The following is an 18,581-nucleotide window of genomic DNA, read 5'->3' as shown; positions in this document are numbered from 1 at the left end:
GGGCTAAGGTAAGGACTGACTTGCTGTGGTGTTGTGAGATTATTCAGACTTGAAACAAAGACTAACAAGCTTACCCAGGAAAATTTTTGAATATTTTACTTACCGCTTTTTGAATATTCGCATCCGCATCTTCGAGCAGTCCAATATCCAAAGCTCTGGTTGAAAAGCCTTGCCAAACAATTCGCTTTTTCTCCAGGTCAAGAAGGTGAATGATCATAGTGCCCTGGTCGTATTGGTAAACAGATGTTGGTTTGTAATTGTACGAAGATTGACCTTCTACGTCATGATGGTCATGATAGGGCACCGCATTGCGTTCAAATTGTAAGTGAAAATCCACTTCAAGATCAACATTTCCTTCCCCTAAGACATAACCTTGACGCTGTAAAGCTGCATCAATAGCCTCTTTCCACCGATTCCTGTTTAGCGAATTATCGTATTGGGGGTAGTCCAAGTTAAACGGATCTGAGACTTGAGACCAGGCATAAATTTTATAGCTGGTAAAATCTGCTTCTTGATCAAAATCAGTGATTATTTTCACCGAAGAACAACTGGCAACCAAGCCAAGAGACAGCGTTAAAAGGAAAAAAATTATAGTTTTCATTGTTTATACATTTTAATCGTTATATAAAACCCTTGCTTCCAAGTTTTCTGTTTAATTGCACCTTCAGAGTTCCTTAGGCTTTATACTTACTGTTTCTGAAATTGCATCAATGCTTTACTGCCATACATCAAAGCAGGTCGGCCGCCCATTAGAATAACCATCCCGGCGGTTTCCATTATTTCCGCTTTATTGGCTCCGGCATGTAAGGCATCATGTACGTGAAAAGCAATACAGCCCTCGCAACGAACAGTAATGGCAATGCCAAGGCTATTAATTCATTCGTTTTGGCAGTCAAAGCACTATACGTTACACTCTTCTGACGTAAGCTACCGAAGGCAATCATCGTATCGGGAATCTCTTTCCCCATTTACTCACATGAGCTGGTTCAGCTACTGATAATATTTGGGGGGGCATAATTCTTTGCTTTGATGAAGCATCAAAGTTATTCTCCTTAGTAGGTGTAAGAATTGATAAAGATTGGGGTATTGATTGATTCTTATCATTTCTTTAGACAAAAGAGGCCTTCAAATTTGGGCAATATCAATGAACAAGCTAACCTTGGCACCAAGGTCAATATTCATAAAAGTGATTATTTAACGAGGAAAAATCGTTTCATATCGAGGGGCAAAACTTGCATAAAACAATGGCCCGCTACGATTTTAAAGAAAACTAGTCTTTGATAATCAGTTAATTATCGCCAACTCAGGAAACTGGCCGCTGAAAAAGAGCTACTCAAAAGAGGCGCGTCTAAAAAAGGGATAAGCCCGTCCGACAAGCGTGTACGCGTCAGAAACTACAACGAGCAGGGACTAAAATCAGACGAAGCCTTGACTGCTTTTGGCCTGACCCACCACCAATATTATTATCGTCCTGAAACCAATGGTGAGGGGTGCTTTTCTCGGCCGGGCGCTAAACCTTCTATTCATACTGGTCAATTCGATGCGCAAGGCAACCTGAACCGTAGGACGAATGAAGAGTTATGGGTAAAACAAAGGATGTACAAGCCGGCGATGATATCAGATATGACTACAAACGAATGAGCGCACAATTGGAACTTCAGGGCTATTGAAATAATACAAAGAAAGTCTGCCGGCTAATGAAATAAGAATATCTACCGCTTGATCGACGGCGATCTGAAGGTGATCCGCTAGCAAGGGCTCGGCCAGGATGCGGCCTGCGGCCGCTGCCAGGGGAACGGTTTCTTCGCCCCAGTTGAAGGTTTGTTGGAGGGTTTGGGCTAGGGAGTCGGGGTAGTTGGTTAACATTTGGCTAAGGTACGGATTGGGGTCGACGACCTATCTTACTGCCAGGAATGAACTAAACAAGATGGTATCTCAAGTTTGCTTTGAAATCTGGAGTCCGATTTTTGTTAATATCATTTCGCCATTTTAGCAAGGGAATAAACCTGGTAAATAGTGACCAAACATGCTTAGATAAATCTAAATACTCCAATACGACTTTGGCTTCTCCTTTTTCAAGTAGTTTTTTAGCTAAAAGCATATTTGGCCCAAATCCATTTAACTGAGGAGACTTAGGAACCTTTATTGCTTTGATAAGCTGTTCTTTTGCTTCTTCGATTTCATTATTCTCCAAAAACAAAAGACCTTTGATAGTATGAATTTGATGCAGGAGGTTACCTCTATTCCAGTCCTCATTTGTTCCAGACACAGCTTTTAATCCTTGAACTATTAAGGCATCAACTTTTTTGACATCCTGCTGATTGTAAGCCTCAATCAATTCACGTGACAATTTACTAGTTTCCATTTTATTTTAATTTATATTTACACAATTAAAACCTAAAATTTTAACAGGCAATTCATATTGAAATATCGACATACTCAAAAAGCTAATTTCAGCCATTTTTCATGTCTTGTATTTTTTCGAGATTAATCATGTTTGTAGTATCTGGCGGGCTCAACACATCTTCTTGAAAATCTATATCTATAGCTGTTGCCTTAAATAATGTCTCCTCATTTAACAAATCTACAACTTCAAGAACTGCGCCATTAAACCCCCACCACTTTTCAGGACCAACCCCGGGCTGAATCCTGTCTGTATGCCAGACAAGAAATAGTTTTCTATTATTGCGACTGATAATTTCTGTAGCTCTACAATCAAATCCGAGTATGTCTTTCCTCTGATTACTTTGCACTTTTACATATCCTTCCCAGGGAGATATTATGTTAAAAGCTTTAAAGTTTGGCGTGTCAAAAATACGGATTGCAAAATCGTCTTTTTGCTTTTTGAAAAAATATTTACTATTTAACTCCTCACCTCCTTGCTGCTGCTTAGGCTGAAACCACTTGCTGCTTTCTTTATCAAAAACAACGTAAGACGTAGTCACTTGATTATTATTGTAAGTAATAATACCCGCGTCATGTATTTCACCACATGAATTTATTAATACAATTAAAACAAAAGATAATATGTAAGTAGCGATCTTCATAACTATATAGGGTTAGCCTCTGGACGTGACTCCAAAGAAGAATAAGTGTTCATTTTTAATTGAAATCACACTCCTTATTAAGGCATAAAACCTTACAAGGAGTGTGATAATGTGTTCCGCTGTAAAGTAATTACGGATTTGGACCTGTACCAGCAGGGCCCCATATTACAGTCCCAACAGGATCGTCGCAGAAGGCTGAGCAGTCGTGCAGGAAATCATTACAAGTATCTTCACAAGAAAGATCTGAAGAACATGCTAACATGCAACCACCCCAACCAACTACACATGTTGCGGTACACCAGAAACCTTCTTGTGGAGGAGGATCTCCTGGGTCTAGTGTTTCTAACGCTAGCATTTCCTGAAGAAATGCTTTATCATTTGTAAGAGCTACTTCATTTGATATTGACGTAGCCCCTAAAAAATGAACTCCTGTGAACAGGATACAAAGAAAGAGGACTTTTTTCATAACAATGTATGATTTGTATTGCACCAAAAATTTAGGGTACAAGATGTAAGAATAATGTAATGACAAGTTTTAATTCAAAAAAACTTGCATACATAATTAAAAGGTCTTGAATTCAGAAGTGTGACAATAAACTATAAATTATTTTTGCAACTATATTAACAGCTTTACCTAAACGCATTAAACAACTAAGCAATAACAATAGAAAAAAAGTACATATCATACCAACCTTATCTAAGGTTGAGTTGACCCTCGAACAACCAAACTAAGCAAAAAAAATTTCAATACTGACTACAGCGTGAGTTGAAAAAAATCTGGCTAACAAGTAGCAAAAAGCCCCCCAAACGTTAAAATCCCACCCCCAACTTGCAACTACGAACACTTTCGTATATATTTGTACGAAATCATTCGTAGAAAACCATAACCCGTGCAACCAACCGACAGCGAGCTCGTCATTTTACAAGTACTCTGGTCCGCCGGACCAACAACGGTACGCGCCGTAAACGAACAGCTCAACAACAACAGCCCGAAGGAAATCGGCTATACCACTACACTTAAGCTGATGCAGCTGATGTCCGAAAAGGGACTGGTTACGCGAGACACCAGCAGCCGCACCCACATTTACGCTGCTGCGCCGAAGGAAAACGTGCAAAAGAACCTGCTGCGCCGCTTTGTGGACAATGCCTTTGGCGGCTCCGCCGCCGGCCTGGTGCTCCGCGCGCTGGGTGACGGACAGACCAGCTCGGAGGAACTCGCAGAGATCAAACGCCTGATCGAAGAACTTGAAAATGGGAAAGCCAATGACTAGTTTACTCACCGAAAACGCCGCCATCGTCGAAACGCTCGGCTGGACCATTCTGCACAGCCTCTGGCAGGCCACTCTACTGGCTGGCCTGCTTTGGCTGGTTTCAAGGCTGACGCGCAGCGCCCGCACGCGCTACACCCTGGCTTATGGCACCTTACTGGCCCAACTAGCCACCTCCCTGATCACCTTCTCCTGGCTGTTTGAAGTTAATGTCGCAGAAACCGTCTATACGGCAGTTGGCCCGTTGATCATGACTGACTTCAGGGCTGCAGAAGCGGGTCCGGCCTATTGGAACCCCGGCATGCTGCTGTTCTGGATCGTCGTATTCTGGGCCGTCGGGCTCCTCATCGGCACCGTCCGGCTGGGCATTTCTTTTGGGCGCGTACGCAGGATGCAAAGATCAGTTGAAGTAGCAGTGCCCGACCACTTCCGTGCCACTATCGTGGCCCTGGCCCGGCGCATCGGTTACCACGGCCTACTACACTTAAGAATCAGCACGGAACTTGGTGGCCCGGCGTTGGTCGGCCACCTCAAGCCCCTGCTCCTTTTCCCAATCGCCGTGGTCAATCAGCTCAGCACTGAAGAAGCCGAAGCCGTTATCCTCCACGAGCTCGCGCACCTGAAGCGCAACGACCACTGGTGGAACCTCCTGCAGTGCCTCATCGAAGTCGTCTTCTACTACCACCCGGTGGTCTGGTGGATCGGCGCACGTATCCGCGAAGAACGCGAACACTGCTGCGACGACCTCGTACTGCAGCACGGCCCCAACCGCCTGGCCTACGCCAAGGCCCTCCTCTACTTCGAACACCAACGCGCCACCCCGGCTACCGCCGTGGCCTTAACCAATAACCCTTCCGGCCTGCTGGGCCGGGTGAAACGTTTTCTACATCAACAAAATATCCCTTATCAAATGAAAAGCAGATTATTCCTACTTCCCCTACTCACCCTGATTGCCATAGTTTGTACGGCCGCTTACAACCCCGCCGAAAAAGCCCTTGACGCCGTTGCCGATATTGGTGAAACAGCAGCGGAGGCCGTCAGCTCTGCTATTAACAACCGTTCCTTTGCACCTGCGCCCGCGCCAAAAAAGGAGGCCCTAAACCTCCCCGCCCTTGCCCAGGACTCCCTGCCTTCCGGCCGACACAAAGTAAGCTCCTACCGAAACGGTTCGTCTACTGAAGTAATCGTTGAAGACAAGGCCATCAAGGAACTGACCATCGACGGAAAAGTTATCCCAAAATCGGAATACGACCAGCATGAAGCAATGGTAGAACGGCTCCTGGGCACCAGTGAAGACCAAAGTCCGATGCAAATCCGGGGCTGGTCTGAAGAGTGGTCAGACGAAGACCGCGCCTACCATCTTAAGCACCTGAAGGGCCTCCGCAGTCTTGAATCCCTGAGGGGACTTGAATCTCTTAAATCGCTGGAGGGGCTGGAGGGGCTGGAGTCTTTGGAAGGACTGGAGCGTCTGGACGGCGTTTTTCTGGACATGGGTGGTGATTTTGAAGAGCTCGGTCTGCGCCTGGGTGAAATGGGCGAAGAGTTGGGCCGTTCTTTCGAAGGCTTTTTTGAGTACCAGGGAGATGGAGAAGCCTTGCGGTTCAAGCTGGACCATGACGGCGAGTCCTACTTTTTTAACTCCGATAGTATACCGAAGGGGCGCGCCTTCAGGTTCAATTCTGACGGGGGTATTTGGGAGTTAGACGGGCAGGTAGCGCGCCCCAACGGTACCCGGGACAAAGCCTCCGAAATCGAGGAAATGGAAACCATGATCGAACGCCTCGAACGGCGTAAGGCCGAAATGCAACGAGACCTGGAACGCGCTAAAAGCGATGAAGATCAGGCAACGCGATACCTTGAGCAAAACACCCGTGACCGGGAACGGATGCGCCAGAATGAGGAACGTGCCATCGCCCTTGACCGGGAGGCCCGTGAGCACGAAATGCATGAAAAGAATGCCGGTCCGGATTACCAGGCCCTGATCAGCCAGTTGCAACGGGAAGGCTTACTTGAGGGTGACGATGAGCTGTCGAAACTTGCTTTCGATAGCAACCGATTGAAGGTCAATGGTAAAACGGCCAGTACGGCCGCACATCAGCGTCTTTTGGAACTTTATGAGCAGCAGACCGGTGAAGCATTCGGCAAAGGCTCTTCCGTGAAAGTCTCCATCAATAATTAAGAATTTACTGTAAAAATTTATTGGTAGTCTCAAATTGTGGCGGCTCCTGGCATCCTCCTCCTTTAGTGGGTGATTGGTGGCGGGAGCTGCTTTTTTTGAGTCGCTGCGCTCCTGTTGCAGGGGTTGCAGGAGTCGCTGCCGGGGCTCCTAAACAGGACGTAAGTATTTTATATTTTTGCCCCTAAGTCACCTCTCTAGCAGGGCTTAGAACATACTCTATTGAAACTGCCAAAAATACTCCGTCCGCCAAGTTTTCAATGCTCCCTTGCCCCAAAACACTGATGCTTGGGTCATCCCTCTCCGGGGGAGAGGGACCGAGGGAGAGGCGACTTAGAAGCTATCCCTTGCCCAACGATTTACGCACATAAGCGAGAAACCGACCCAACGCCAGCCGCTTCCCATCATCCAAATGATAGTCAATGTGGTGAGTAAAGTATTCGACCAGGTCAAAGTCCGGGTGAGGGGAAGACAGCAGTAATTGCAGTTCCGGGAGATGGGCCATCCCGGCTTCCAGTGCAGCGTTAAATCGCGCTACAAACGCTTGTTCCAGCGGCTTGACCGATACCCAGGCCGCAAATACAAAGGGCAATCCGGTATGTTCTTTCCAGGCTGCCCCCAAGTCGTACACGTAGTTAAAACGTTGATCCAGACCAATGGTCCGGTCTCCGATGACCAAGCCTCCGGTCGTTCCTTTGATCTGATCAATGTACCCAGGCTCGGCGTCAAGGAAAGTTACTTCATGCTTCCAGTATTCTTCCATCAGCAGGCGTGTCAGCATAACGGAAGTACGGCTGTGGTGGTCCAAAAAAATGGTGGTCATTTCAGCCAGGGGAACCTCACCGTAGATGCATACGGTGGCCACTGCGCCATCGGCTCCAATGCAGTAATCACTGATGATGTGGGCCTCGGGCAATTCCGGAATTACCGCTACGGGTACCAGGGCAATATCCGCCTCTCCAGCGACCAGCCTGCGGGCACATTCACTGGGTATGGCCAGATCCAGATCAAGTTCTTCCTGAATATCCGACCGCAAAAGCCCGTAGAGCAAAGGCTTGGTGTTGAGGTAAGAAACGGCCACCACGCGGTGTCGTTTACCTCCCTTAAATCTCCCTATCTTTTCTTCCGCTACTGCACTTACCATGAGCCTGAGATTAGTGCCTCCGGAAGGTGGGTTCGATCATTCATCAGGTCGAATTCCCAGAAACCATCCGCTTTTAAAGTAGCCCGCCAAAGGCCGGTATTGCTGTGGCGCAGTTCGTTCATCAGGTCAATCGGCTTACCCATCATCAGGGTGACCAGGCCACACATGGCGCGGCCGTGGCTGCAGACCAGGATCAAATCTTCTTCGCGGTCGGGCAGGTGGTCGATAAAAGTCTGTAACCGTTGCCCCATTTCACGGGCGGACTCTCCCCCACCGATCCGGCCGTCAATCTCTCCCTCGGACCAGCCATCCTTGATGCGGCGATATTCTTCAATACTCTCGGGTGTTCCCTTTTTTCCTTCGTGGCTCCCCCAGCTCATTTCGTTGATCTCGGGGTGCTTTTCCCACGGAATATCAAGGTCAATGAAACCGGAAACCGTCTCCCAGGTCCGCCGGAGGGCAGAGGTTAACACCACCTGAAAAGGGACCTCCCGGTATTTTTCAAAGAGGTAAGCTCCTTGCTCCCGGCCAAAATCATTCAGGCTGGAGTCCACCCCACTTCCCTGAACAATTCCTTTCAGGTTAAAGTCAGTTTGGCCGTGGCGGAGGATATAAACAGTTTTCATAGAAAAGGAGTAAAGGGGAAAAGGTAGGAAGTGAGGGAAAAGGAAGAAAATGGGAGAACGGTTTCTTTTCTCCCTTTTTCCTTTAGCCCTTTATCTGGGCGCGGTCGCAGGTGCAAACCAACGTTAGGGAGCAAAGGCAGGGGCCGATCAAACCACCGGCAAAGAGGTGTACCCCCGGTATTGCTTATCGTCGGCAAACTCCACATCCTTGTAGTCCTGAATTACGTCGTACAGCGTACCCCGTTCAATGGGATGACGGCCAACGGAACGAATCATTTTCACAAGCTGCTCCGTACTCAGGGCAGGGTTTTGTTCACCGCCGGCCATGGAGTAGATACGGGTGGTATCGTCGATGGTACCGTCGATGTCATCCACGCCGAAGGTGAGGCTGAGCTGCGCCGTTGTCCGGCCAATCATCGGCCAGTAGGCCTTGATGTGGTCAAAGTTATCGAGGTAGATCCTGCTGATGGCGTAGTTGCGTAGATCTTCGATCACCGAGCTCTCATCGAGGTGGCTCAACTCGTTGTTCTGGTTCCTGAACTTCAGGGGAATGAAGGTCTGAAAGCCACCGGTTTTATCCTGAAGTTGCCGCAGCTTCTCCAGGTGATCCACCCGATGACGGAATTCTTCGATATGGCCGTACAGCATGGTGGCGTTGGAACGCATCCCCAGGTCGTGCCAGATTTCATGAATACGCAGCCATTCTTCGCCGGAACATTTCCCGCCGGCAATCTGGTCCCGTATTTCCGGGTGAAAAATCTCTGCACCACCGCCAGGCATAGATTGCAGACCGGCTTCTTTCATCAAAGCCATCCCTTCTTCGTAGCTGATCTTAGCTTTTTTGAAAATGTAGTGGTACTCAACTGGCGTAAGTGCCTTAACGTGAAGGTCCGGCCGATGCTTCCGGATGCGGCTGAACAGCTCACTGTAAAAAGGAACATCATACTGTGGCAATACACCACCTACAATGTGCACCTCCGTTACTGGCTTATCATCATACTTCTTCACGATGTCCATTATGTCCTCCAGGCTGTACTCCCAACCGTCCTCGCGCTTCTTGATTCGACGGCTGTAACTACAAAAGGTACAGGTATACAAACAGACATTTGTGGGCTCAATGTGAAAGTTCCGGTTAAAGTAGGTCCGGTCACCGTGCCGCTTCTCCCGGATGAAGTTGGCCAACGCCCCCAAATAGCCAAGCGGCGCCTCGTCGTACAGCAATTGCCCCTCATCTGGTGTAATACGATCTCCGGCAAAGACCTTTTCGGCAATCGCCCGCAAACCGGCGGGAAGCGTGTCATCACGCAGTACAGTGTGGATAGAAGGACCTTTCATCAGGGGCAAGTATTAGACAGAATAATAGTGATACAACAGTCGGGGGAACTTTCAGTTTTTAGTGAAAGTAATTATTTTCAAGTTTTTTTGCTGTCAATATGACCGGGCCCTTCGAAGTAGCTCTGCGACTTCTATGCAACACTCCTGTGTCTACCCCCTCACTTTATCACTCCTCGATCCCGGTCACTACGTGGACAATCCTGTTCTCCCCCTTGCGCCATTCCCGTCGAAAAGACAGTTTTAGTTCGTCTCCGGATTTTATTCGGCGAGGTCGTGCAATTCCTGAAGGAAGTTCAAACGATAGAATATTTCCGGTACCAATCTCTAACAGCATCCGCCCCGCGGCTACCCGTTTCACCGTGCCTTCGGCCAACCACTTAATAGGAGACTCTCCGGTGACGCTGTCTGCCGGATCAGCAGGAGGGCCTTTATCGCTACTAAACAGCATCAGTTCGGGGGCCGGCGGGCGTTCGCGGTCCGACCAACGAAATTCTTCCTCCTTATCGTAATTCAAGGTGGCCAGGATCGGACAATCCCTCAACAGGTCTTCGGCCAAACGCTCCGCCAGCAGATCCCTTTGAGATGATTCTGCAGCGACGAGGTTATAGCGTTTAAGTAATGTTTTCTCGTTAGCTACGGCGACTTCCCGCAGGCAATTGGTGGCCTGCCGGTTGACTGATTCAACGCTGATCCGTTCCATGCAGTTACAAACTTCACTAGCCAGTTGAGCAATGTAAGTATCCTGAGCCGGCAGGGAAACCATCCAGATGACCAGTACCAGACAATATAAGATGCGCATCCAACGAAGGTAGCTACTCCTCTTCTTGCACCTGCGGCCGCGCCTCCATTTCTTCATCATAAAGATTTTTGAAGGAGGACTAAGCCTGCATTTTCTTGATCATATTCATGCCTACTCTTTCCGGCGTAAAGGGTATTCCCGCCTTAATCATCACCTTCAAACCAAATTCTGTAATGACCTCCAGCTTTCCGGCCTCCATGGCAGCATACCCCTTTTCGGCGGTGCTGCGAGGTGTTGCTGCGTTTTCGAATAGGCTGGTGTCGGATAAATCAGCCGTGTCAGCGAATTCCGTGGCGACTGCCCCCGGACACAGCGCGGTGACCGTCACCCCCGATCCTTCCAACTCAGAAGCAATGGCCTTAGAAAAGGAGTTTACGTAGGCTTTAGTGGCGAAGTAAACAGCCTGCAACGGGCCGGGCATAAAACCAGCGGTACTGGAAGTGTTGAGGACTTTTCCCTTACTCCGCTTTACCATACCAGGCAAAAATAGATGACACAACTCGGTCAGGGATTTTATGTTCAGGTCAATCATCCCCGACAGCATTCCCCATTCCTGCTCGTGGAAGTTGCCACGACCGCCAAAACCAGCGTTGTTGAAGAGGTAGTCTACGTTGATACCTTCGCGGTCAAGCTCTTCACGGATTTCCTTACCCGAGTCCGGCTTTGTCAGGTCTTTCGCAATAACTTTTACCGATACACCGTGCGCTTGTTCCAACGCTTGCTTGAGCTCGTTCAATTCAGATTCCCTGCGGGCTACGATGACCAGATCACGTTTTTTTTCGGCGTGTATTCTGGCTAATTCTTTTCCGATGCCGGAGCTTGCCCCGGTGATCAATCCTACATTATTCATGGTTATACTTTCTGCCAATACGTTTTGAGGCGTTGCAGGGTTTGCTATAGAAGCAAAAAAGCACTAACCAGATTGTTTTCACAGAGGGCAGCGCGGAGGGAGACACAGGAGAAGCACTGAGTCCATACTGTAACATCAATCACCCGAGGTTACACTACCAATAATCCATAGCTGCGCACCATATCCATGGCTTCAGAGAACCAAAAATCCTCGAAGGCGGCTAAGGCGGCTTCATAGTCGGCCCGAAGTTCTCCCAGGGTGATCAATTTAGCCGACCGGTCGCCGGTCCGGTCAAGAAGTGTCAGCAGCCAGGTGCCCTGAGTTTCAGTAAGAAGAATGGTGTCCGTATCCCGGCGATCAAACAAGGATATCTCCAGGCCTCCGTCGGCCGATTTATGGTATTCCGGCTCCCCACCTACCCAAACTACCCGCGCGGTAGACCGGCTGAGGCTTTCATCTTCATATTCCAGGCAACCGGCAATATAGTCCGGCGAGATATTGGTCTTCGGAATCCGGAAGTCAAACCATTCCTGTAGCGGAAAATCAAAACACATGCCGTGCATGTAATTGAACAAGGACTTTTTCAATCCGAAGCTGAATTTATCATGGTCGATGCCGGTGGAATCGGTAAACTGAACGTCATTATTGGCGAAGGTAATTGGCTGGTAATGAGGCGTAATGCCGTAGGCGTCGGGGTCGAGGCCAACCGGGCTGTGGGCCGTGAGCGCAAACTGGTGCCAGAAGCCCGACTGAATAACGCCGGCCTGAAACAGCTGCCGGACCATCTCCAGGCTGTCCACCGTTTCCTGCACCGTTTGGGTCGGGTAGCCATACATCAGGTAGCTGTGCACCATAATGCCGGCGTCAGTGAAGGCCCCGGTTACCCGGGCTACCTGTTCGACGGTTACCCCTTTTTGGATCAGGTCAAGGAGCCGGTCGCTGGCCACTTCCAGGCCGCCGGAGACGGCAATACAACCACTGGCTTGCAGCAGTCGGCAGAGGTCAGGTGTAAAACTTTTCTCGAAGCGGATGTTGGTCCACCAGGTCAGTCGCAGGTTGCGGCGGATGATCTCCAATGCAAGGTCGCGCATCAGCGCAGGCGGTGCGGCTTCGTCGACAAAGTGAAAGCCGTTTTCGCCCGTTTGGGCGATGAGTTCTTCCATCCGGTCTACCAGCATGGTGGCCTGCACCGGTTGGTAGTTTCCGATGTAATCGAGGCTGACGTCGCAGAAGGTACACTTTCCCCAGTAGCAGCCATGCGCCATGGTCAGTTTGTTCCACCGGCCGTCGCTCCACAGGCTGTGCATGGGGTTGGCGACTTCGATGACGGAGATGTAGCGATCCAGCGGCAGGCCGGAATAGTCTGGGGTACCGACGGCGCTTTGTCGGTAGTCTTTTCGGAGGGAGAAGTCGTTGTAGGTGACCTGGCCGTCTTCGAGGTGGAAGGTTCTTTTCAGGGGCGCGAACGCAGGTGTATTGGAAGTCTTGAGACAGTGTTCGTACAACAGCTCAATCGGCAGTTCTCCGTCGTCGAGGGTGATGTAGTCGAAGAATTCGAAGACGCGGGCATCACTGACCGAGCGGAGCTCGGTGTTGGCGAAGCCTCCTCCCATCGCCGTTGTTATGCCGGGGTAGTTAGTCTTTAGCCACTGGGCGCAGCGGAAGGCGGAGTAGAGGTTGCCGGGGAAGGGGACGCTGAAGCAGACCAGGGGATATGCGATTCGCGATTCGCGATTGGCGATATTTGATTTGGCTACAGCTGCCTCCGGATTCTCGATTCTCGATTGGTGATTCTCGATTGGCGATTGGGCTACCGCACGTTGGAGGGAATCCTCGAGTTTTCTTTCCAGCACCTCCAAAGTAATCCGATCAATGAAAGTAGGTGGAGCCTGCAGCTTAGCGTAGAGCTCATCGAAGGAGTTGGCGGAACGGCCGATGCGTTCGGCGTAGCGGCTGAAGCCGAAGTCGGGGTCAACGCATTCCACGATGAAGTCGGAGAGGTCTTCGAGGTAGAGGGTGGCCAGGTGTTTGGCTTTGTCCTGGTGGCCCATGCTACCGAAGGCGTAGTCGAGTTCTTCGAGTTGATCGAAGCGGCTGGCCTGCGGCAGGAAGTTCTCTCCGGCGATTTGGTGGGCGAGCGTCGGTTGCTTGCCCTGGAGGAAGGCGATGACGGGTTCGATGGTAGCCAGGTACTCCGCGCGCAGCGCGTAGATGCGGCGGGCATTGGGAGTGAGATGATGAGGGGGAGCATCACTTAGTGGCTGCCGCAAATGACTGAGGGGGACAGTTGCTGAGTCGCTGAGTTGCTGCCGCACGTCGGAGGCAACGGAGGTCAGTTCGCTGCTTTTCACCTCACCCTGCACCAGCGGCCGCGCCTGCTCAAAAACTTCGGCCAAACGAGCGGCCGTAAAAAGCTCCAGGATCACTTCAATGCCCAGATCCATTTGACTGGCCGGAATGTCCTTGGTATCGAGAAAGCCCATTAAATAGGCCGTTGCCGGATACGGGGTATTCAGCTGGGTGAAGGGCGGGGTAATGAGAAGGATGCTGGTCACGGCGGCGAAGGTACGGAGTACGCAGGAGCTTCCACCAAAACTAATTTGAGCTAATTTTTCTTTCCCCTGATTCAAGAAAGGACGCAATCAGCACCAGCCGCAGGCCTGACAAAAGATTATTATGCCACCGGCAAGAGAAGGACTTGCCATACTTCGCCCTGGCTTTCCCGCTACGAAACATCCTTATCAAGAAATTGGGTAAAAAGTAAAGTGCTACGGGGTTGTCATCCTATTTCCACCCCTATCCTACGCCGACCTCGACGACATTTGAGGACGCCGCCCAGCTGATCATTAGCCAGCAGCACGGCTCCACCTCCATGATTCAGCGCCGCCTGAAACTCGGTTATAACCGAGCTGGCGGTGATGTTGCCGGGCGTTGAATCTTAACCAGACAGTTAAATCAACTAGGTAATTTTACCTGTTCTGGTGGTAATCAGTGCCCATTCAGATGATTTATTATCGAATCGGAACTTTACGATCCTTCGTTTCATACCTTACCTCGTAACATTGGGCCAGTGTAAGATTGCCCACTTAGTTTAATCTCAGTTTAAAGAAAGACACATGCTTAAAGTTCTACCTTCCCCAGGCAATGGGAGCAGGTTGTTTGCTCGATTGAGCGCAACAATTTTGTTCTGTTGCTTTGCGCTCTCGCTCACCCTCCCCAGCAGCCTGGCCGCTCAGAATTTCAACGAAGTGATCAAGGCGGTCGCCTCCGACCGGGCGGCTAACGATTTTTTTGGTTATTCCGTTTCGATCAGTGGCGATTTTGCCATTGTCGGGGCTTTTTTTGAAGACGAAGACGCTGCCGGGGCGAATACGGCTCCTGAAGCCGGTTCGGCCTATATCTTCGAGCGCGATGGGTTGGGTAACTGGATCGAAGTACAAAAACTGGTCGCCTCCGACCGCAGGAATTCCGATTCTTTTGGTTATTCCGTTTCGATCAGTGGCGATTTCGCCATTGTCGGGGCTTATACAGAAGACGAAGACGCTGCCGGGGCGAATACGGCTAGTCAAGCCGGGGCTGCCTATATCTTCGAGCGCGACGGCTCGGGCAACTGGGGTGAAGTGCAAAAGCTGGTCAGCTCCGACCGGGCGGCTAACGATTTGTTTGGTTTTTCCGTTTCGATCAGTGGCGCTTACGCCATTGTCGGGGCTAGACAAGAAGACGAAGACGCTGCCGGGGCGAATTTTGCTACTTTTGCCGGTTCGGCCTATATCTTCGAGCGCGACGGGTTGGGCAACTGGGTGGAAGAGCAAAAGCTGGTCGCCTCCGACCGGGCGGCTAACGATTTGTTTGGTTATTCCGTTTCGATCAGTGGCGCTTACGCCATTGTCGGGGCTTATCTAGAAGACGAAAACGCTGCCGGGGCGAATACGGCCGGTAGTGCCGGTTCGGCCTATATCTTCGAGCGCGACGGGTTGGGCAACTGGGTGGAAGTGCAAAAGCTGGTCGCCTCCGACCGGGCGGCTGACGATAATTTTGGTTTTTCCGTTTCGATCAGTGGCGATTTCGCCATTGTCGGGGCATATCTAGAAGACGAAAACGCTGCCGGGGCGAATACGGCTGTTGGTGCCGGTTCGGCCTATATCTTCGAGCGCGATGGCTCGGGCAACTGGGTCGAAGTGCAAAAACTGGCTACCTTCGACCGGGCAGCTAACGATATTTTTGGTTATTCCGTTTCGATCAGTGGCGATTTCGCCATTGTAGGGGCTGCTGGAGAAGACGAAAACGCTGCCGGGGCGAGTTTTGCTACTAATGCCGGTTCGGCCTATATCTTCAAGCGCGACGGGTTGGGCAACTGGGTCGAAGGGCAAAAACTGGTCGCCTCCGACCGGGCGGCTAACGATTTTTTTGGTTTTTCCGTTTCGATCAGTGGTGATTTCGCTATTGTCGCAGCTTATAGAGAATCCGAAGACGCTGCGGGGGCGAATACGGCTCCTGGTGCCGGTTCGGCCTATATATTTGAGTCAGCCGGCAATCAACCCCCCATGGCTGTCTGCCAAGACGTAACCGTTGACCTCACCAACGAGGACCCATGCTTAACGGACCTGACCGCCGCAGACTTCGACAACGGCTCCATGGACCCCGAAGGTGACCCCATCACCCTGAGCATCGACCCAGCCAATCCCTTCCCCTTCGGCGTGACCACCGTAACCCTTACCGTAAGTGATGGTACGTCAAGTTCCACCTGTACGGCAGAACTTACCGTGACCGATACGTCACCTCCAGTCTTCGCAGATTGCCCAACGGGCACTACCGTAGATACAGACCCAGGATTATGTTTCGCTGCAGTTACCTTCCCTACCCCAACCCTGGTAGCCGATCCTTGTAACTCTCCAACCGCTGATTTCTCCCTCCAGGCCATCCTGGACCGCTATCAAACGAACGGAGCTGCCCTGGCAGGTTCGATTGCCTTCCAATACATTTTAGACGAGGATGATATTGAAGACGAATACATTAGTGACGGCGGCGATGACGCTTACGACGACGGTAACTATATGAATACCGATTTTGCCTCGGAAATCGAATACTCCGAAGGCGCCATCACTTTTTCCGATGACTTTGGTACGGGCAGCGCTTACTTCACCGCTTACCGGTCAGGACTCTGGATGATGGCCGCAGATATTGTGGACCTTACCTTCTATGAAATTAATGGTGAATTGGGTGCCGACGAAGATGGCTTTACCTATAGTTTCGTCCGCACCTACACCGCAATCAACGGTACGGTTTATAACGCTTTCGTAAAGGGAGTCACTGAAGATGATGATGATCCGACCGTAAACCACCTTATCCTTGTACCTGACGCGCCCGCCAGCACCCACTCATTTTCTTCGAATACTGATGACGATGACCACCGGGTAGACGGCTTGGCTGGTGCCACTAGAATTTACCAATTTAACTGGTATGGCCTGGATGAAGTCGAGGATGAGAGCTATGTCTACAGCGCAGAAGAAATTAACGATATAATCCTCAACTTTTTGCGCCTTGTTGTTGGAGAGGCCGCACTCGTGACGCAAACTGAAGGCCCGGTTAGTGGAGCGAATTTCCAATTGGGTGAAACGATGGTTTCCTTCGCTGCCACCGACGCGGCCGGTAATACAGCAAACTGTAGTTTCTCCGTAACCGTAGAAGATAACGAACTGCCCGTTGCTATAGAATGTCCATCAGACACCATACTCTATGTAGGGATGGATGCTTGTAGCATAATTTATAGCTTCGATACCATCATGTTCCAGGACAACTGTTCTGGCGGGCCATTAGCTATCCTATTTGTTTCAGACAATGAAAACAGGACGGAAATACCCGATGAACTTCTGGATGCGGGGTATGATGTAACCGTTGTCCTGAATGATTTTGAAGGAGGTAATGATGAGGACGATAACGAGGAGGGTAAGGCTCAGGGAGATAACAATGTCCTCCAGGGAGACTTGTCCGCCTACAATATCATTTACTGGCATGCAGTAGGTACTGGAAGTGGTGATGAGCACAATGCTGCTACTACGGATAATTTGCTGGCTTACGTTTTAGACGGAGGTAACCTATTTGTTACTGGCTATGATGTGATCGATTCTCCTGATGATAACAATCTGGCTGGACTGTTAGGTGGGAGTGATACGGAAGACACTCCAGACGACGATGATATGGCATACGCCATTTTAGGCCCACCCAATAGTCTGAACAGTGGTCTGTTCGACATTATAGGCTTAATTCCTGCCGACATAGGAGACGAAGACGGACTCTTGGACTTGAACGCCGAAACAGTTATTGTCTTCGATTCAGACGAAGGTGCCCGCTGGTCCTTACGGACGACAACGGGAGGGCAAGTTGCCTGGGTATCCACTGATAATGATGATGAGGAGTCTTTCGACCCATGGTCAACTCCTGGCTCAGGTTACTACGAAGCCTTACGTAATTTTGCTTTCAATAATAACAATGTACCGCTTGTCAGTACGCAAACGGCTGGCCCGGTTCCTGGTTCCACCTTCGAACTAGGTACAACTGTCATTACCTTCGAAGCTGCAGACGAGTCGGGCAATGTAGGTTCTTGTTCCTATAATGTGATTGTGCGGGACTCCTTCCCTCCAGTCGTTATGGCCAACGACACCATCCTCTACCTCGATGAAAACGGCATGGCCTCTTTGTCTGTAGAAGACTACGAGTATGCTGCCAGCGACAACTGTGAAGTGACCGTTACGGACATTTTCCGCTTCAACCACGATGAAGAGGAAGATGGTTTCGGGGGCGGGATCGCAGGTGCAAACAACGCATCAACGAGCAAGGATGCCACCCTCGACTTCGATTGCGCCGACCTGGGCAATACGAACCTTTGCGTAGAAATCATCGCCACCGATGCCTCCGGCAACGAGACGCGCGACACCATCTTCGTCACGGTGCTGGATACCATTGCTCCGGTCATCAGCTGTGTCAACAGTACCATTTACTTGGAGGCCAACGGGTCGGTATCGGCCTCCCCTGGCGAACAGGTTACTATCGAGGAAGACAACTGTCCCCCCATGGCAATAGTCGGTAACCCACTTCGCTTCTTTACCTGTGACGAAGTTGGTGTTAATGAGTTTACCCAGACCCGCACAGATGAAAGCGGCAACGAAAGCCTTCCTTGCACCTTCACCATCACGGTTCTGGACACGATTCGCCCCGTCATCACGGTTACCCCCCAAACGGTGGTACTGAGCGACGACGCCGGCACGGCGACCCTGACGGTGGGCCAACTGGCCTCCGCTACGGATGCCTGTGGCATCGCCAGCCTGACGGCCAGCCA

The 18,581-nt window shown here is 50.4% G+C and carries 15 protein-coding genes and 1 pseudogene; 4 read left to right on the top strand and 12 right to left on the bottom strand.

Translation table 11 applies throughout. From position 1 onward, the window contains the following. Positions 1–70 precede the first annotated feature (70 nt). The 6 genes from B036_RS0103040 to B036_RS33390 form a co-directional block, all read right to left on the bottom strand. On the bottom strand, positions 71–601 hold the full coding sequence (locus B036_RS0103040) for a DUF4136 domain-containing protein (protein WP_020567215.1): 531 nt from the start codon (positions 599–601) through the stop codon (positions 71–73). An 86-nt stretch (positions 602–687) separates the two neighbouring features. Then, positions 688–831, bottom strand: coding sequence for a carboxymuconolactone decarboxylase family protein (locus tag B036_RS34535; protein WP_406603394.1), 144 nt, complete (start codon positions 829–831; stop codon positions 688–690). 786 nt (positions 832–1,617) lie between these two features. Further along, positions 1,618–1,866 carry a hypothetical protein gene (locus B036_RS0103025; RefSeq protein ID WP_020567212.1) on the bottom strand — a complete coding sequence of 83 codons (249 nt, stop codon included), beginning with the start codon at positions 1,864–1,866 and terminating at the stop codon, positions 1,618–1,620. Between the two features lie 52 nt (positions 1,867–1,918). Then, positions 1,919–2,365: a hypothetical protein gene (locus tag B036_RS27845; RefSeq protein ID WP_020567211.1), complete on the bottom strand. Its 447-nt coding sequence runs from the start codon at positions 2,363–2,365 to the stop codon at positions 1,919–1,921. Positions 2,366–2,453: 88 nt separating this feature from the next. After that, positions 2,454–3,047 carry a hypothetical protein gene (locus tag B036_RS0103015; RefSeq protein WP_020567210.1) on the bottom strand — a complete coding sequence of 198 codons (594 nt, stop codon included), beginning with the start codon at positions 3,045–3,047 and terminating at the stop codon, positions 2,454–2,456. Between the two features lie 130 nt (positions 3,048–3,177). Continuing rightward, the gene (locus B036_RS33390) at positions 3,178–3,513 is read right to left on the bottom strand and encodes a hypothetical protein (RefSeq protein WP_157472015.1); all 336 of its coding nucleotides are present in this window, start codon (positions 3,511–3,513) and stop codon (positions 3,178–3,180) included. A 424-nt stretch (positions 3,514–3,937) separates the two neighbouring features. Between B036_RS33390 and B036_RS0103005 the strand changes: the two genes are divergently transcribed. After that, the gene (locus B036_RS0103005) at positions 3,938–4,318 is read left to right on the top strand and encodes a BlaI/MecI/CopY family transcriptional regulator (RefSeq protein WP_020567208.1); all 381 of its coding nucleotides are present in this window, start codon (positions 3,938–3,940) and stop codon (positions 4,316–4,318) included. After that, complete coding sequence (locus B036_RS0103000) at positions 4,311–6,494, top strand: M56 family metallopeptidase (protein WP_020567207.1); 2,184 nt, start codon at positions 4,311–4,313, stop codon at positions 6,492–6,494. Before B036_RS0103005 ends, B036_RS0103000 begins: the two co-directional genes overlap by 8 nt. 337 nt (positions 6,495–6,831) lie before the next feature. On the opposite strand, the gene B036_RS0102995 is transcribed toward B036_RS0103000, so the two are convergent. The 6 genes from B036_RS0102995 to B036_RS0102970 form a co-directional block, all read right to left on the bottom strand. Further along, complete coding sequence (locus B036_RS0102995) at positions 6,832–7,635, bottom strand: menaquinone biosynthetic enzyme MqnA/MqnD family protein (RefSeq protein ID WP_020567206.1); 804 nt, start codon at positions 7,633–7,635, stop codon at positions 6,832–6,834. Next, on the bottom strand, positions 7,629–8,261 hold the full coding sequence (locus B036_RS0102990) for a histidine phosphatase family protein (RefSeq protein WP_020567205.1): 633 nt from the start codon (positions 8,259–8,261) through the stop codon (positions 7,629–7,631). Before B036_RS0102990 ends, B036_RS0102995 begins: the two co-directional genes overlap by 7 nt. 147 nt (positions 8,262–8,408) lie before the next feature. Beyond that, positions 8,409–9,596, bottom strand: coding sequence for an aminofutalosine synthase MqnE (gene mqnE, locus B036_RS0102985; RefSeq protein ID WP_020567204.1), 1,188 nt, complete (start codon positions 9,594–9,596; stop codon positions 8,409–8,411). A gap of 166 nt (positions 9,597–9,762) precedes the next feature. Beyond that, a complete protein-coding gene (locus B036_RS0102980; protein ID WP_020567203.1) occupies positions 9,763–10,395 on the bottom strand; it encodes a hypothetical protein in 633 nt (210 codons plus the stop codon). 79 nt (positions 10,396–10,474) lie between these two features. Then, positions 10,475–11,245 carry an SDR family NAD(P)-dependent oxidoreductase gene (locus B036_RS0102975; RefSeq protein ID WP_026231630.1) on the bottom strand — a complete coding sequence of 257 codons (771 nt, stop codon included), beginning with the start codon at positions 11,243–11,245 and terminating at the stop codon, positions 10,475–10,477. 149 nt (positions 11,246–11,394) lie between these two features. Further along, positions 11,395–13,800, bottom strand: coding sequence for a B12-binding domain-containing radical SAM protein (locus B036_RS0102970; protein WP_026231629.1), 2,406 nt, complete (start codon positions 13,798–13,800; stop codon positions 11,395–11,397). 263 nt (positions 13,801–14,063) lie between these two features. Here B036_RS0102970 and B036_RS34530 point away from each other — a divergent pair. Both B036_RS34530 and B036_RS27840 read left to right on the top strand, forming a co-directional pair. Further along, positions 14,064–14,159, top strand: a pseudogene (locus B036_RS34530) (DNA translocase FtsK); the annotation flags it as partial. Positions 14,160–14,361: 202 nt separating this feature from the next. After that, positions 14,362–18,581 (top strand): HYR domain-containing protein (locus B036_RS27840; RefSeq protein WP_157472014.1); only part of this gene is annotated, 4,220 nt, incomplete at its 3' end.

This window comes from Neolewinella persica DSM 23188, assembly GCF_000373105.1.
Classification (GTDB): domain Bacteria; phylum Bacteroidota; class Bacteroidia; order Chitinophagales; family Saprospiraceae; genus Neolewinella; species Neolewinella persica.
This window is presented reverse-complemented; position numbering and strand designations above follow the sequence as displayed.

What these genes read in the sequence shown, in the direction of transcription:
- B036_RS0103040 (WP_020567215.1), bottom strand. Translation starts at nt 601, where the DNA reads ATGAAAACTATAATTTTTTTCCTTTTAACGCTGTCTCTTGGCTTGGTT.
- B036_RS0103025 (WP_020567212.1), bottom strand. Translation starts at nt 1,866, where the DNA reads ATGTTAACCAACTACCCCGACTCCCTAGCCCAAACCCTCCAACAAACC.
- B036_RS27845 (WP_020567211.1), bottom strand. Translation starts at nt 2,365, where the DNA reads ATGGAAACTAGTAAATTGTCACGTGAATTGATTGAGGCTTACAATCAG.
- B036_RS0103015 (WP_020567210.1), bottom strand. Translation starts at nt 3,047, where the DNA reads ATGAAGATCGCTACTTACATATTATCTTTTGTTTTAATTGTATTAATA.
- B036_RS33390 (WP_157472015.1), bottom strand. Translation starts at nt 3,513, where the DNA reads ATGAAAAAAGTCCTCTTTCTTTGTATCCTGTTCACAGGAGTTCATTTT.
- B036_RS0103000 (WP_020567207.1), top strand. Translation starts at nt 4,311, where the DNA reads ATGACTAGTTTACTCACCGAAAACGCCGCCATCGTCGAAACGCTCGGC.
- B036_RS0102995 (WP_020567206.1), bottom strand. Translation starts at nt 7,635, where the DNA reads ATGGTAAGTGCAGTAGCGGAAGAAAAGATAGGGAGATTTAAGGGAGGT.
- B036_RS0102990 (WP_020567205.1), bottom strand. Translation starts at nt 8,261, where the DNA reads ATGAAAACTGTTTATATCCTCCGCCACGGCCAAACTGACTTTAACCTG.
- mqnE (WP_020567204.1), bottom strand. Translation starts at nt 9,596, where the DNA reads ATGAAAGGTCCTTCTATCCACACTGTACTGCGTGATGACACGCTTCCC.
- B036_RS0102980 (WP_020567203.1), bottom strand. Translation starts at nt 10,395, where the DNA reads ATGCGCATCTTATATTGTCTGGTACTGGTCATCTGGATGGTTTCCCTG.
- B036_RS0102975 (WP_026231630.1), bottom strand. Translation starts at nt 11,245, where the DNA reads ATGAATAATGTAGGATTGATCACCGGGGCAAGCTCCGGCATCGGAAAA.